The sequence below is a fragment of the Streptomyces sp. NBC_01450 genome (assembly GCF_036227505.1).
Lineage (GTDB): Bacteria > Actinomycetota > Actinomycetes > Streptomycetales > Streptomycetaceae > Streptomyces.
In genome coordinates, this window is the sequence record NZ_CP109480.1 from 7,456,261 (window position 1) to 7,471,377 (window position 15,117).

Below are 15,117 nucleotides of genomic sequence, written 5' to 3' on the forward strand. Positions count from 1 at the left end.
CCGCAAGGCCCTTTTCGTCGATCAAGCAGTAACAAAACCGGCACATACCCCTCAAGAGCAGGTTTCTCCGTGATATCCACCGCTATACGCGTTGCCCGGGTGGGCAGTGCGGCCGAGTTGGCCGCGGCGGCCCTCATGATGCTGGGCTTCCCCTGCCTGATGCTGGCCGCGCTCCTCCCGAGCGTCGGTGCCTTCGCCGCCGCGGCCGCCGTGACGTACCTGGCGGACCACTATCTGCACCGGCGCGGCAGCTATCTGGTCAACCGCCTCAGCAAGGTGCGCGCCGGTCTGTCCATCAGGTTCCTGATCCGACAGCTGCTGCTGGTCCTGCTGCTGGCGCGTCTCGACCTGACCGACAGCATGGTCTTCTACGCGGCGATCGCGTGCTTCCTCGCGTTCTACGGCTTCCAGGCCCCGCACAGCGCGCTGATCACCCTGATCCGGTCGCGCCGCAAGATGCCCGTCGCCACCCGCAACGTCGACCTGGCCTCGCGCATCCGTATCCCGGACGCGCCGCCGCGCGGCCTGGTGAACCGGGCCGCCGAGAAGATGCTCCACCTCGACCTGGTGGCGGTCGTCGGCGTCCTCGTCACCGGCGCCACCGACTCCGACGTGTACGGCTTCGTGGGCATCGCGGCCACGCTGGTGCTGGCGTTCGTCTACGTCGTCGCCCTCGTCCCGTACATCCGCGGCAAGAAGACCCCGCCGAACGCGGACACGGTCCTGGCGGCGGTCGACGGCTGGCTGCGCGAGTACCGCCCGGAGACGGTGCTGTACTTCTCCGGCTCCAAGGACTCGGCGTACCAGGTCAACATGTGGCTGGAGACGATGGAGCAGCTGGACACCCGGCCGCTCATCATCCTGCGCGAGCGCGCCATCCTGGAGCGCATGGCACCCACCACCGTGCCGGTCATCTGCGTGCCCGGAGGGGTGCACCTGATGAACATGGACCTGTCCACGGTGCGCGTCGCGCTGTACGCGGCGAACGTCGGCAAGAACATCCACATGCTGCGCGTGCCGACCATGAAGCACGTCTTCATCGGTCACGGCGACAGCGACAAGCTGGCCAGCGTCAACCCGTTCAGCAAGGCGTACGACGAGGTGTGGACCGCCGGCCGCGCGGGCCGCGACCGCTACGCCATCGCCGACGTCGGTGTCCGCGACGACGACATAGCGGAGGTCGGCCGCCCGCAGCTCGCCCCGATCCAGACCTGGCAGGGCGTGCCCGAGGGACGTATCCCCACCGTCCTGTACGCCCCCACCTGGGAGGGCTGGGACGACAACCCGGGCAACACCTCGATCCTGCTGGCGGGCGCCAACATCGTGCGCGCGCTGCTGAAGGCCGAGCAGCCCGTCCGCGTCCTCTACAAGCCGCACCCGTTCACCGGCACCCGCAGCCCGCAGGCCAAGACCGCGCACGAGAAGATCGTCGCGCTGGTCGAGAAGGCGGCCGCCGAGCGCGCCGCCGACCCGCGCTTCACCGTCGACGCGGCGGCCCAGTCCGCGGCCAAGGCCGAGCTGGCCCGTCTCGGGGCCCGCATCGAGAAGCTGACCGGCGTCACCGAGAGCGGCGACGAGGCCGAGGCCACCCGTGACGGACTGGTCGACACGGCGGCGCACGCCGAGGTCGCCCGGCTGCGCGCCGAGTGGAACGACGCCTACTGGCGCTCCTTCGGCAGCTGGGAGCACCGGGTCATCACGGGCGCGGAGCCGCGCCTGTACGACTGCTTCAACGTCTCCGACGCGATGGTCTCCGACATCTCGTCCGTGGTCTCCGACTTCATCGCGAGCGGCAAGCCGTACGCGGTCACGGACTCCGCGGAGCTGGGCGACGAGGAGTTCAAGCGGCAGAACACCGCGGTGCGTGCCGCCGTGATCCTGTCGAACTCGGCGAGCGAGCTGGGCGAGCTGCTCGCCGAGGTCACCGACCCGTCCTCGGACGCGCTGGCCACCGACCGCCGGGAGCTGAAGGAGTACCTGCTCGGTCCCGACGAGCCGGCGTCGATCGACCAGTTCAACACCGCGGTGCGCGACCTCGCGAAGAAGTCCCTGGCGCGCAACCTCGGCCAGGAGAGCGGTGCGTCGGCCGCCGCCGTGGAGCTCGCGAACGGAGTTCCCGGTCAGCGGAAGGCCTCGGCGGACGAGACGGGCGGCGCGGCCGTCAAGGGCTGAACCACTTCGCCGTACCAGTGACAGGGCCCGGTCCCGAGGAACGTCCTCGGGACCGGGCCCTGTCCCGTTCCCGGTAAACCTGTGAACCGCGTCACATGTGAGGCCCGGTCAGGCAACCTCTTCGTGCTTTCAACCGTCTTTGAGGTAGCCCTTGAGCTGATACGGGGGAAATGTTCGGATGACAATGGAGAAACGTGACCGTGACGCAGCCTGATGTGAGCGTGATCATCGGGGCGTACGAGGCCATGCCCTACCTGGTCAAGTGCCTGGAGTCGGTCGAGGCCCAGACGCTCGACCCCGCTCGTATCGAGGTCATCGCCGTCGACGACGGGTCGAAGGACGGCACCGGCGAGTACCTCGAAGAATTCGCGGAGCGTGCGGCCATGGCCGTCACGGTGATCCGGCAGGCCAACTCGGGCGGCCCCAGCGGTCCGCGCAACGTCGGCCTCGACAAGGCCCGCGGCCGGTACGTCTTCTTCCTCGACGCCGACGACTACTTCGGCCCCGAGGCCCTGGAGCGCATGGTCGCCATGGCCGACGAGCACGGCACGGACGTCGTCCTCGGCAAGGTCATCGGCGTCAACCGCAACGCCCCCAAGTCGATGTGGGGCAAGAACCAGCCCCGCACGGACGTCTTCTCCTCACAGATCAAGTTCACGCTCAGCGCGCAGAAGCTCTTTCGGCGCGAGCTGCTCACCCGGCACGACATGCACTTCGACGAGTCGCTGAAGACCGGCGAGGACGCCCTCTTCACCATGGAGGCCTACCTCCGCGCCGACGGTGTCTCGGTGGTCGCCGACTACGACTGCTACTACCTGGTCGGCCGCGACGACGGGAAGCACGTCACCAAGAGCGGCAGCTACACCCTGCGCTTCGACTCCGCCCGCGCCCTGATGGGCCTGATCGCCGAGCACGTGCCCGCGGGCAAGCGCCGCGACGGCCTGATGGTCCGCCCCTTCCTCGTCACGCTGCTGCCGCAGTTCGGCCCCGTCTTCCTCCGAGACGACGAGGAGGTCAGACAGAACAAGCTCGCGCTGGCCAAGCCGCTGATCGACGCGCACTGGACCGAGGGGGTCGCGAACCGCCTCAAGGTCAACGAGCGGCTCCGGGTGAACCTCGCCGGTCAGGGCCGCGGCGACCTGCTGGTGGACGTCCTGGACTTCATCAAGAAGAAGAAGGCGCCCACCCTCCACGTGGACCCGCGCAGCCGCAAGGCCTACCTCGCCTACCCGCACTTCCGGGACAAGGCGGCGCCGCTCCCTGACGGCTGGTTCATCCCGACCTCCCGCGAGACGGTCACCATCGAGAGCTTCAAGTTCGCCCCCGCCGCCCACTTCCCGGGCATGCGCACCGCCCGGAAGATGGCGCGCAAGGTCCTCGGACCACGCCGCGCGGGCTGACGAAGACGCCCGTTCCGCGACCCGGAGGGTTACGGAACGGGCGTTCGATGAACCGCCTGGCTCAAGGCCGCCGATGAAGGCCGTCCAAGGCCGGCGATGAAGGCCGCTCAAGGCCGCTGAGGGCTACTGGCGCCCCGACTGCAGAGCCTTCCGCAGCGGGCGCCCCACCGCCCGCCGGGCCATGCGGTAGACGGAGCGCTGCGGCACCGCCGCGGCCGCCGGCTTCACAGCGGTCTTGCGGGCCTTGTCGAGTTCGCGCTTGAGCTTCGCGTTGTCCGTGGACAGTTCGCCGATACGGGTCTGGAGCCAGCCGAACCGGCTGGTCAGCGAGGCGACGTCGGCGTCGTTCCAGGGGCGGACGCCGGCCGGGAAGGCGAGCGAGCGCAGCCGCTTCTCGTGGGCCGCGCCCCCGTCGCCGTGCGTGAACGTGTTCTCCAGGCCGTTGCGCTCGAGGAAGCCCATGAAGCGGTCGAAGCGCTCCCGGTGGCCGCCCGTCAGCGCGCCGAAGTCCGCCTCCGCGTACAGCTCGGCCGGATCGAGGTCCTCCGGCAGCGCGTTGATCCTGCGGTGCGGGATGCCGAAGTAGCGGCACAGCTCCAGGGTGCGCGAGTCGCCGCACAGCACGGTGGCGGGCGTACCCGCCAGCAGCGCCGCGATATTGCCGTGGATGCGGGAGCCGAACGAGAAGTCGAAGTCCCGCAGGTCGTCGATCCAGGTCACGGGGTCGATGTACACACGGACCTTGTCCTCGCGGTACATCGGGTGATCCGGGTGCGTGGGCATCGCGGTGACGGAACCGTTCGGATCCGACAGGTCGCGCCAGTGCAGCTGGCGGGCGTCGCTGAGGTTCTGTCCGATGAACCGCAGATGGGGGTAGCGGGCGTGCGCCCGGCGGATGGTCCGGTCCAGGCCCTGGGACTTCACCGCGCTGTGCGAGCCGTTGATCGCGATCCGGGACTCGGGACCGAGCGCGGGCGCGTTCTTGCGTACGTCGAGATCCCTGCCGTACATGAACATGGACGGGCAGCCGATGACCTCGACGTCACGGAAGCCCATGTCCTTCAGGTACCGCTCGGTGAACTCGCCGCGCACCCCGATGGACGCGCTGCGCTCGAGCACCGCGCCGACGAACTCCCGGACGGCCCCTTCCATGGGCTTGAGCCTGGCCGGGTTGTAGTCCAGACCGGTCTGCGCGCCGATGCCCGGCACGACCACCGGGATCTTCAACTTGCTGATGAGCTGCGTCAGCCGCCTGAGCTGGGGCTCGAACGAGGGCCGGAACGCGTTGGCCAGCGGAACGACGAAGGCGTCGTACTCCTCGTTGATGCGGCCCGCGGCGGCGACGTTGGTACGGATGCCGTTCGACACGACCTCGGCGCGGGGCGTCTCGAGGATTTTGTGCGCGGCGTCGCTGAAGATCAGGTTTCCCGCGTTGGTGGCGATGACGTCCTGATGGAGAGCCTGCTCCACAGGGACGACGTCGTACGGGCTTTTCCCTGATCTCAGGAGTATGCGCTTCACCGGATGAACATTAGATGCCACGTTGGTCAATTTATCTTTGCGCCATATTTAAGTTCTATGAGGAACCCGCACAACCTTTTTTGCATACGCGGGACGTGAGCGAGTGGCTACGCACCGGTGATCAAGAGGGCCGGGTGCCGTCCGCGTACTGGACCGGCGGGCGCCATCCCCGCCCTTTCGCGTAGATTGCCGGGCGGGACCGACGCGAGGGGACACACCGCAGGTGGCAGGGCAGGTGACTGGGCACATGGCAGGCCAGGTGGCAGGGGCGAGGCAGGCCGTGGCCGAGGCCCACAGGATCGTCGTCAAGGTGGGTTCCTCGTCGCTGACCACGGCCACGGGCGGTCTCGACGCGGACCGCGTGGACGCGCTCGTCGACGTCCTCGCCAAGCACCGCAGCGGTGGCGAGAAGGAGATCGTCCTCGTCTCGTCCGGCGCCATCGCGGCCGGCCTCGCCCCGCTCGGGCTGCACCGCCGCCCCAAGGACCTGGCCCGGCAGCAGGCCGCCGCGAGCGTCGGCCAGGGCCTCCTGGTCGCCCGCTACACCGCCTCCTGCGCCCGCCACGGCGTCCGTGTCGGGCAGGTGCTCCTCACCTCCGACGACACCAGCCGCCGCGCCCACCACCGCAACGCCGCCCGCACCCTGGACAAGCTCCTCGCGATGGGCGCCCTGCCGGTCGTCAACGAGAACGACACCGTCGCCACGGACGAGATCCGCTTCGGCGACAACGACCGGCTCGCCGCGCTCGTCGCCCACCTGGTACGCGCCGACCTGCTGGTCCTGCTCTCCGACGTGGACGGCGTCTACGACGGCGACCCCAGCAAGCCGGGCACCTCGCGGATAGCGGAGGTCCGCGCGCCGCAGGACCTCGCGCACGTCGACATCGGCAGCGCGGGCAAGGCGGGGGTCGGCACCGGTGGCATGGTCACCAAGGTCGAGGCGGCCCGGATCGCGGCGGCCGCGGGCATCCCCGTCGTACTCACCTCCGCCGTGCATGCCGCCGAGGCCCTCGCGGGCGGGGACACCGGCACGTACTTCCACCCCACCGGCAAGCGCTCCGCCGACCGGCTGCTGTGGCTGCAGCACGCCTCGACCCCGCAGGGCGCGCTCGTCCTGGACGACGGGGCCGTGCGCGCCGTCGTCGACCGGCGCACCTCGCTGCTGCCGGCGGGCATCGCGGCCGTCGAGGGCGACTTCACCGCGGGTGACCCCGTCGAACTGCGCGACGGTACGGGGCGGGCGGTCGCACGGGGCCTGGTGAATTTCGACGCCAAGGAGATCCCCCAGCTCATCGGGCGCTCGACCCGCGAGCTGGCCCGTGAGCTGGGCCCGGCGTACGAACGCGAGGTCGTACACAGGGACGACCTCGTGCTCCTGCATCCGTAAGACGCCTGTTCCGCACCACCTACGAAACAGCTGTCCAGTACACCCGTAAAAGGCCGATTCCGAGGCCCCCGCCGGAGGACGTTGTGTAAAAGCGCCACACGACGGCTCCCCACCTGCTCAACTTTGTTGCGGGGATGCCCCGTTGCAGTATGACGGTTGCTGACCATTACGGGTCATCACGGACCATTGTGAAAAGGAGGCCGTCGTGAGACGAGTACGCCCTGGGGCGGCGGCGTCCCGCGGCGGTGCCGCCTCCCGAGTGGGTGGTCCGGCTTCCCGCGCGGCGGGCGAGGAGCGGGCCCTGACGAGCGTCGCGGCCGGTGACACCTACGAGGGCGAGAAGCCCGCCGACCAGCCCCGGCTGTGGCACGTCACGCTGAGCGTCTCGGGTGGCGAGGCCCCGCTGAAGGAGGTCAGGCGCGCCCTCGAACAGCTCGCTCACGACCACCCCTTCCTGCTCACCAGCCGGTACGCCAACGACCACGCGGAGATCCGCTACTGGGAAGAGGCCCGCGACCTGCACGACGCGGCGGCCGTCGCCCTGCGCCTGTGGGGTGAGCACCGTCAGACCGCCAAGCTTCCGCCCTGGGAGATCGTCGGCCTGGAGGTCATCGACCGCGAGACGTACCACCAGCGCATCGCGGAGGGGTATGGACCCCTCCCGGCCACTCCGGTCGGAGTCCATCCCTTTTGACCCTGTCTCGGGGTGTGGGACAACCGCTGAACGGGTCCGTCCGGCGCACTACGCTTCCGATATGACCACGCTCTCGCCGTACGACTCGATGTCCCCGGTCACCCAGGCCGCCTACCGCGCCAAGGCCGCCGCCGCCGACCTCGCGCCCCTGCCGCGGGCCGAGAAGGACGACGCGCTGCTCGCGATCGCGGACGCGCTGGAGGTCCGTACGAGCGAGATCATCGCGGCCAACGCCAAGGACATCGCGCGCGCCCGTGAGGCCGGCACCAGCGAGACCGTCATCGACCGGCTGACGCTCACGCCCGAGCGCGTGCGTGCCATCGCCTCGGACGTACGGGACGTCGTCTCGCTGCCCGACCCGGTCGGCGAGGTCGTGCGCGGCTCGACCCTCCCCAACGGCATCGACCTGCGCCAGGTCCGCGTCCCGCTCGGCGTCGTAGGGATCATCTACGAGGCCCGCCCGAACGTCACGGTCGACGCCGCCGCCCTCTGCCTGAAGTCCGGCAACGCCGTCCTGCTGCGCGGCTCCTCCTCGGCCTTCGAGTCGAACACCGCCCTGGTCCGGGTCCTGCGCGACGCGGTGGGCGGCGCCGGACTGCCCGCCGACGCCGTCCAGCTGGTGCCCGGCGACAGCCGTGAGTCGGTGCGCGAGCTGATGCGCGCCCGCGGTCTGGTCGACGTCCTCATCCCACGTGGCGGTGCCTCGCTGATCCGCACGGTCGTCCAGGAGTCCACCGTCCCCGTCATCGAGACCGGCACCGGCAACTGCCACGTGTACGTCGACGCGAACGCCGACCTCGACATGGCGATCGACATCCTGATCAACTCCAAGGCGCAGCGGCCCAGTGTCTGCAACTCCGCCGAGACGCTCCTCGTGCACCAGGACATCGCCCCCGTCTTCCTGCCGCGCGCCCTGGACGCCCTCGCGGACGCCGGGGTCACCGTGCACGCCGACGAGCGCGTCCTCGCCTACGCCAAGGACTCCAGGGCCACCGTCGTCGAGGCCACGCCCGAGGACTGGGAGACCGAGTACCTCTCGTACGACATCGCCGCCGCCGTCGTCGACTCGCTCGACCGGGCCGTCGAACACATCCGGCTGTGGACCTCCGGCCACACCGAGGCCATCGTCACCACCTCGCAGCAGGCCGCCCGCCGTTTCACCCAGTTGGTGGACTCCACCACGGTCGCCGTGAACGCCTCGACCCGCTTCACCGACGGCGGCCAGTTCGGCTTCGGCGCCGAGATCGGCATCTCCACGCAGAAGCTGCACGCGCGGGGGCCGATGGGGCTGCCGGAGCTGACGAGCACCAAGTACATCGTCACGGGCGACGGACACATCCGGCGCTGAGGCACCGGGAGAAGTGCCGGGCGCATCCGGCGCCGGGGTGTCAGGGAGGCGCCGGGGCCGGTCAGGGGGCGCGCGGCGGGCGGTGCGCGGCCCGCGTTCCGCGTGAGGCGCGTCTCGTCAGGCGGATGAATTTCCATACCGTCTGCCCAAAATGACCCCCCAGGTCTACTCTGGATCCGTGCCGGAGGACGTGGGGGGCACGCCGTTCCCTGACGGCTGGGAGCCCGACGACGACCGCGACCGCGGGGGTGCGGACGAAGAGTTCGCCTCCGTGGTCTTCGACGAGGACTTCGTACGTGCGGCGGTGATCCATGAGCCGACCGCCGTCGAACGCCTCCTAGCAGCCGCGCAGGCCCGCGCGGAGGCCTCAGAGGCCGAGGCGCGCCGGGCGCACTCCCGGGGTGCCCGCGGCGACGACGAGCGCTACGACGACGGGTTCGGGCCCGACGGCCCTGGTGACTACGGCCATGATCCGGACCTGGACGACCTCGACGACACCGAGGTCCTCGAAGGCCGCTACGGAGTGCCGGGCCCGTACGGCAGATACGGCAGGGCCTACGGGAAGCAGGCCCGCTGGCACCGCCCCGTCGCCTGGGTGCTCGCCCTCGTGATGGGCGTGGGCATGGTCGCCCTGGCCTTCACGGCGGTCTACCGGGGCGCCTCATCGGGCCGCCAGGACCAAGTCCCGCCACCCGCCTCGACCGGCCTCGAACAAGGCCAGGACAAGATCACCGGCACCGTCACCGGCCCCTCCGCCTCGGCCGACTACTCCCAGCCCGCCGTGTCGGCGGTTCCCCGAACGCCCTGACCCGGGGGGCGGCAGCCGCGCCGCCTCCGACGGTCTTTCGAACATCCTGGCGATCCCGACGGTCCCTGGCGATCCTGGTGAGAACCTGTCAGAAGTTGTCGTGTACCACGGCGTTTACCTGAGCTCCCGGAGACCTACTCTGAAGGTATGGGCGGGCCTGGAGACCCACCTGAGGGGACACCCGAGGGCGCTCCCGCTGGTGGAGAGGACGAATACCGATCCGTCGTCTTCGACGAGTCGTTCGTCCGTGCTGCCCGCCTCCAGGAGTTCTCGGCGCAGGAGCGGATGGCCGACCACGCCCCGGCCGTACGCCGCCGCCCCACCCTCCAGCGCGGTCTGCCCCGGCAGGCACTCATCCTGGTCCTGCTGATCGCCGTCGCCTTCGGCACCGCGATCTACATGGGCGTACGGCACCCGTACCAGACCCCGGTCGCCCAGCCCCCCGAACCTCTGCGGATGACCGTCATACCCCTCGCGCCCCAGGCCGCCGTGCCCGGGGCCACGAGCGCCGAGGAACTGTACGCGCACAGCCCGGCCGCCCAGTTCGGCGTCGGCGCCGACGGCATCGCGCTGCCCGCCTACCGGCGCACCGCGCACTTCTCCGACAGCCAGGTCGTGGCCGCCCTGACCACCGCCAAGGACTACCTGGTGAAGTCCTCGCTCGATCCGGAGGTGCTCAGGGGCGCCACCAACCGGCCCGTACGGATCCTGCTCGCCCCACAGCAGCTCGACCAGTTCGACCAGAGCTTCGACCACCCGGCCGCCGACGGACGGCACGCGCCCACGGGCTGGCTGGTCCGCTTCGACCCCACCCGCGCCCAGCTCGCCGACTCCAGGATCAGGGTGCAGGGCACCCTTCAGGCCGCCGAGTTCGACTCCAGCACCCTTGAGGTCGTCGCCGACCACACTTTCGTGTACGCCCTGAAGCCGACCGGTTCGGACGCCAAGGCGAAGGCCTCGCTGTTCACCGTCCGGCGCGAGCTGCAGTTCCGCTTCGACCGCGACGATCTGCGCATGCACCAGGCCGAGCTGGTCGTCTCCTACGTCCAGGCCGGACCGCTCGCCTGCTCCGAGGACTCGGTGAACCATCTGAACCCGCTGCTCGCGGGACAGACGGCGAAGGCGGGTGGCCCGGCCGGCACCGACCCGTACGCGACGGGCAGCGCGACGGCGCTGTGCGGTTCACTGGCGGCGAGCGCGCAGCCGAAGGTCTGAGTCGTCCGACCGTGACCGTCGCGTCCCCGGCTTCCGTGCGCTTCCGTGCGTGTCAGTCGTTGTCCTCGGGGGTGCTGTCGTGGGGCGGCTGGTCCTTCGGCGTGGTCTGGTCATTCGGGGTGGTCTGGTCCTTCGGGGCGCCGCTCGCGAAGCCCCCGAACCCGCGCCGCACCCGCCCGCCGAGGTCACCCGCGCCCCCGGCGATGTCGCTGACCAGCTTCATCAGCGGGTCCTTGGAGTTCTTGACGTCGGTGGCGTAGCTCGCCGCCGACTGCCGGAAGGAGTCCGAGACCGAGGTTTCCTTGTCCTCGGTGCGCCGCGGATAGTGACCGTCCATGATCCGTTGGTAGTCGCGGGACTCGGCCCACTTCTTCAGCTCGGCGGCGCGCACGGTGGTGAAGGGGTGCGTGCGGGGGAGGGTGTTGAGGATCTTGAGCACGGAGTCGCGCAGGTCGCCCCCGGCCTCGTACTCCTCGGCCTGCTCGAGGAACGCGTCCACGTTCATCTCGTGCAGGTGATTGCCTCCCGCGAGCTTCATCAGGCCGCGCATCGAGGCCTTCAGGTCCTGTCCGACGAGCAGGCCCGCCCGGTCGGCCGACAGCTCCGACTTGCGGAACCACTCGCGCAGCGCGGTCACGATCGCCATGATCGCGATGTTGCCCAGCGGGATCCAGGCCACCCGCAGCGCCAGATTGGTCAGGAAGAGCAGGATCGTGCGGTAGACGGCGTGGCCGGACAGCGCGTGGCCGACCTCGTGCCCGACGACGGCCCGCATCTCCTCCTCGTCCAGCAGCTCGACGAGCCCGGTCGTGACGACGATGATCGGCTCGTCCAGGCCGATGCACATCGCGTTCGGCTGCGGGTCCTGGGTGACGTACATCGGCGGGACCTTCTCCAGGTCCAGGATGTGGCAGGCGTCCCGCAGCATGACGTTGAGGTGCGCGAACTGGGCGTCCGAGACGCGCACCGAGTCGGACAGGAACAGCAGCCGAAGGCTGCGCTCGGGGAGCAGGCCGCTCAGGGCCTTGAAGACCGTGTCGAAGCCGCTGAGCCTGCGCAGGGCCACCAGGGCCGAGCGGTCCGCCGGGTGTTCGTAGGTGCGCGAGGAGATCCCCTCGAAACGCCTGCGCTGCCTGCTCGGCACGTTCTCGTGCCCGTTCTGCTGGTGGCCGTTGTCGGACATGTGTTCCCCCATGTGCGTCTGAGTGCCCTATGCGCCCCCAAGGCACGGCCCAGCCTAGGCGGATATACCGTGGACGGGCAGTACAGAGAAGGAGTCCAACGCCATGGAGCACATCCCCGCAGCCGCCTGGCTCACCGAGGCCGCGAGCGCGGCAGACAAGCAGGGCCCGGGCAATCTGCTCCGTGTCGTGCTGATTGTGATGATCATCGGGGTGGGCCTCACCGCCTGGTTCCTGCTGCGCGGGTACAAGCGGGACGATTGAGGCGGGTACATGCGGGACGATTGAGGCGTGCTCCGGCCGGGGAGGCAGGAGCAACCGGCGTCCCCGACGGCGGAGTCGGCGTGATCGCGACCGAGACCCCCGCATACGATGGGCCGACGTCTTTATCCCGCCCACACCGGATAGGTCCTGCCGAGATGAGCTTCCACAGCACCGCCGCACAGTTGGTCACCGTTGCCGCCGAGGGCGAGCAGGGTGGTAACCACGAGAGCCTCAATCCGTTCCTGACCGGCGGTGGCGCGCTGTTCGTGCTGCTCCTGCTGCTGTGGATCACCACGCGCTTCAACCGCGACCGCTGAGCCTTTTCAGCCGTTCGGAGCAGTTCGTAGCCGTCCCGGGGACCCCTGTCGGGCGGAGCCCGTCGACCGGGCCGGTAGGGTCTGCACGCATGGGAGAGCAGGACATGCCTACCGGTCCGGCGAGTGACACGGAGAGCGGCGCCGTCGGCGGCGCCGCGGGTGACGCGCTCGGCGGCCCGGTCACAGGCGGGGCGAGCCGGCTGACGACCGGTCCAGGGAACGGCCCCTCGAATCCGGGCAAGCGCCGCCTCGGCGTCATGGGCGGAACCTTCGACCCGATCCACCACGGGCACCTCGTGGCGGCCAGTGAGGTCGCCGCGCAGTTCCACCTCGACGAGGTGGTGTTCGTGCCGACCGGGCAGCCGTGGCAGAAGTCCGACCGCAAGGTCTCCCCGGCCGAGGACCGCTATCTGATGACGGTCATCGCCACCGCCGAGAACCCGCAGTTCTCGGTGAGCCGCATCGACATCGACCGCGGCGGCCCGACCTACACCACGGACACCCTGCGCGACCTGCGCGCCCTCAACCCCGACACCGACCTCTTCTTCATCACCGGTGCCGACGCGCTCGGTCAGATCCTCACCTGGCGGTACGCGGAGGAGCTGTTCTCCCTCGCGCACTTCATCGGTGTCACCCGGCCCGGTCACACCCTGACCGACCCGGGCCTGCCCGAGGGCGGCGTTTCGCTGGTCGAGGTTCCCGCGCTGGCCATCTCCTCCACAGACTGCCGTGCGAGAGTCGCCAAGGGCGACCCCGTCTGGTATCTGGTGCCGGACGGTGTGGTGCGCTACATCGACAAGCGTGAGCTGTACCGCGGCGAGTGAGGCGAGTAAGCCGAGAGGGGCACCGGTGAACGACCGATACGACGGATACGCGGGCGGCGACCAGTACGAGCTCGTCGGCTACGACGAGTTCGGGCAGCCTGTGTACCGGCAGGTGCCGCCCCAGCCGCCGCAGCAGGGCTATGACCCCTATGCGCAGCCGCAGCAGCCCCAGCAGCACCAGGGCTACGGCTACGACCCCTACGCGACCGGCACGGGGAGCTACGACACCGGTCAGCAGCAGCCCGTGTCCTCGTACGACACCGGTCAGCAGACCGCGGTCCCCGCCTACGACCCCTACGACCCGTACGGAGCCGGCGCGTCCGGTGCCGCCGGGACGACGTCGTACGACCCCTACGGGCAGACGGCGCAGTCGGCGCACACCGGGCAGGTGGGGCAGGCCGAGCAGACCGGGCAGACGGAGCAAGGCGGCCAGACGGGGCGGGGCAGGCAGCAGGGGCGGGGCGGACAGGCCGGCCAGTCCCGGACCGGGGCCGGCGCCGCGGGCACGAGCACCGGGCAGCAGCCGCGGGTCGCCGAGCAGACCGCCTACATCCCGCAGCAGGCGCGCCCCGCGGAGGAGAACGAGCCCCGGGCCGACCGGGACTACCGCACCGAGCAGTTCGCCTTCGTCGAGGAGCAGGAAGCCGAGTCCGAAGACGTCATCGACTGGCTGAACTTCACCGAGAACCGCACCGAGCGCCGTGAGGAGGCCAAGCGCCGCGCCCGCAGCAGGATCGTCGCCCTGGCCGTGGTGCTCGCCCTGGTCGTGGTCGGCGGCGTCGGCTACCTCTGGTACGCGGGGAAGCTGCCCGGTACCTCCTCCGGCGGCAAGTCCGCCGCGACAACGGCCACGGGCGCCCAGAACCGCGATGTGATCGTCGTCCACCTGCACAACACGAAGGGCGGCGGCACCTCCACGGCGCTGCTCGTCGACAACACCACCACCAAGCAGGGCACCACCGTCCTGCTGCCCAACTCCCTTGCCCTGACGGACGACAGCGGCTCGACGACCACGCTCGCCAAGTCCGTCGGCGACGACGGCTCCTCCGGGACCCGGGACGCGATCGACACGGTCCTCGGGACCGACATCCAGGGCACCTGGCGCCTCGACACCCCCTATCTCAACAACCTTGTCGACCTCGTCGGCAACATCGACCTCACCACCAACGCCGATGTGCCGGACCCCGATGCGAAGAAGAAGGGCGAGGCGCCCCTCGTGAAGAAGGGCGAGAACCAGACCCTCAGCGGCAAGATGGCCGTCGCCTACGCCACCTACCGAGCCTCCGGCGAAGCCCAGAACGCGCAGTTGGAGCGGTTCGGGCAGGTCATGCAGAGCGTGCTGCGCAAGTTGTCCTCGGACAAGCAGGCCGCGACCACCACCGTGCAGACCCTGGCGCAGATCCTCGACCCCTCCCTGACCGACCAGGACCTCGGCGCCTTCCTCGCCAAGCTCGCCGACCTCGCCAAGGGCGGCGACTACAAGACGGCACTGCTGCCCGTGCAGCAGGACGGCACCCTGAGCGAGAGCGCCACCAACAGCGTGGTCAAGAACGTGCTCGGAGGCACCGCCAAGAGCCCCGACGCCGACGCCGCCGTCCGCGTCGGCATCAAGAACGCCACCGGGAACAAGGACGCCACCGAGAAGGCCCGCGTCGTGCTGGTCAACGGCGGCTACACCTTCCTGGACTCCGGCACCGCCGCCACCGCCCAGAGCGTGTCCCAGATCACGTACACCGACGCCGCCAAGAAGAACGACGCCATCGAGGTCGCGAAGACCCTCGGCCTGCCCACCAGCACCGTGAAGAAGGGCAGCGGCTCGTCCAACGCCGACGTCTCGGTGGTCCTCGGCCAGGACTTCAAGGTGACCACCTCCACCGGGTGATCACGGTGGCCACTCCACCGGGCGATCGCGAGGAGTGGTCACACGTGAACACTCCGAAGCGGTAGGCGCCACGTTCCGGGGCTCCCGGGACGTGGCCCCGGAAA

Annotated in this window: 13 protein-coding genes; 11 read left to right on the plus strand and 2 right to left on the minus strand. The window is 70.0% G+C overall.

Annotation, left to right across the window (positions count from 1 at the left end):
- The first annotated feature begins 69 nt into the window (after positions 1-69).
- Both OG568_RS33155 and OG568_RS33160 read left to right on the plus strand, forming a co-directional pair.
- On the plus strand, positions 70-2,172 hold the full coding sequence (locus tag OG568_RS33155) for a hypothetical protein (protein ID WP_329534200.1): 2,103 nt from the start codon (positions 70-72) through the stop codon (positions 2,170-2,172).
- A gap of 194 nt (positions 2,173-2,366) precedes the next feature.
- Positions 2,367-3,572 (plus strand): glycosyltransferase family 2 protein, encoded by a 1,206-nt coding sequence (locus OG568_RS33160; protein ID WP_266582447.1) that lies wholly within the window; start codon positions 2,367-2,369, stop codon positions 3,570-3,572.
- A gap of 123 nt (positions 3,573-3,695) precedes the next feature.
- On the opposite strand, the gene OG568_RS33165 is transcribed toward OG568_RS33160, so the two are convergent.
- Positions 3,696-5,093: a polysaccharide pyruvyl transferase family protein gene (locus tag OG568_RS33165; RefSeq protein WP_329534201.1), complete on the minus strand. Its 1,398-nt coding sequence runs from the start codon at positions 5,091-5,093 to the stop codon at positions 3,696-3,698.
- 280 nt (positions 5,094-5,373) lie between these two features.
- Between OG568_RS33165 and proB the strand changes: the two genes are divergently transcribed.
- From proB to OG568_RS33190, 5 genes are all read left to right on the plus strand, one after another.
- Positions 5,374-6,480 (plus strand): glutamate 5-kinase, encoded by a 1,107-nt coding sequence (gene proB / locus OG568_RS33170; protein WP_329536527.1) that lies wholly within the window; start codon positions 5,374-5,376, stop codon positions 6,478-6,480.
- Between the two features lie 205 nt (positions 6,481-6,685).
- Positions 6,686-7,174 carry a hypothetical protein gene (locus tag OG568_RS33175; RefSeq protein WP_266413987.1) on the plus strand — a complete coding sequence of 163 codons (489 nt, stop codon included), beginning with the start codon at positions 6,686-6,688 and terminating at the stop codon, positions 7,172-7,174.
- Between the two features lie 61 nt (positions 7,175-7,235).
- Positions 7,236-8,522, plus strand: a complete 1,287-nt coding sequence (locus OG568_RS33180; protein ID WP_329534202.1) for a glutamate-5-semialdehyde dehydrogenase — start codon at positions 7,236-7,238, stop codon at positions 8,520-8,522.
- Between the two features lie 178 nt (positions 8,523-8,700).
- Positions 8,701-9,330, plus strand: a complete 630-nt coding sequence (locus tag OG568_RS33185; protein ID WP_443075293.1) for an SCO2584 family spore wall biosynthesis protein — start codon at positions 8,701-8,703, stop codon at positions 9,328-9,330.
- Positions 9,331-9,477: 147 nt separating this feature from the next.
- Complete coding sequence (locus tag OG568_RS33190; protein ID WP_329534203.1) at positions 9,478-10,545, plus strand: SCO2583 family membrane protein; 1,068 nt, start codon at positions 9,478-9,480, stop codon at positions 10,543-10,545.
- A 52-nt stretch (positions 10,546-10,597) separates the two neighbouring features.
- Here OG568_RS33190 and OG568_RS33195 read toward each other — a convergent pair whose 3' ends face one another.
- Positions 10,598-11,728 carry a M48 family metallopeptidase gene (locus OG568_RS33195; RefSeq protein ID WP_329534204.1) on the minus strand — a complete coding sequence of 377 codons (1,131 nt, stop codon included), beginning with the start codon at positions 11,726-11,728 and terminating at the stop codon, positions 10,598-10,600.
- A 103-nt stretch (positions 11,729-11,831) separates the two neighbouring features.
- Here OG568_RS33195 and OG568_RS33200 point away from each other — a divergent pair, with 103 nt between their 5' ends.
- The 4 genes from OG568_RS33200 to OG568_RS33215 all read left to right on the plus strand — a co-directional run bounded on the left by OG568_RS33200 (position 11,832) and on the right by OG568_RS33215 (position 15,013).
- A complete protein-coding gene (locus tag OG568_RS33200; protein WP_168508649.1) occupies positions 11,832-11,990 on the plus strand; it encodes a hypothetical protein in 159 nt (52 codons plus the stop codon).
- A 155-nt stretch (positions 11,991-12,145) separates the two neighbouring features.
- The gene (locus OG568_RS33205) at positions 12,146-12,307 is read left to right on the plus strand and encodes a hypothetical protein (RefSeq protein WP_095854717.1); all 162 of its coding nucleotides are present in this window, start codon (positions 12,146-12,148) and stop codon (positions 12,305-12,307) included.
- Positions 12,308-12,507: 200 nt separating this feature from the next.
- Positions 12,508-13,131 carry a nicotinate-nucleotide adenylyltransferase gene (gene nadD / locus OG568_RS33210; RefSeq protein WP_054231970.1) on the plus strand — a complete coding sequence of 208 codons (624 nt, stop codon included), beginning with the start codon at positions 12,508-12,510 and terminating at the stop codon, positions 13,129-13,131.
- Between the two features lie 25 nt (positions 13,132-13,156).
- Positions 13,157-15,013, plus strand: coding sequence for an LCP family protein (locus tag OG568_RS33215; protein WP_329534206.1), 1,857 nt, complete (start codon positions 13,157-13,159; stop codon positions 15,011-15,013).
- Positions 15,014-15,117 lie beyond the last annotated feature (104 nt).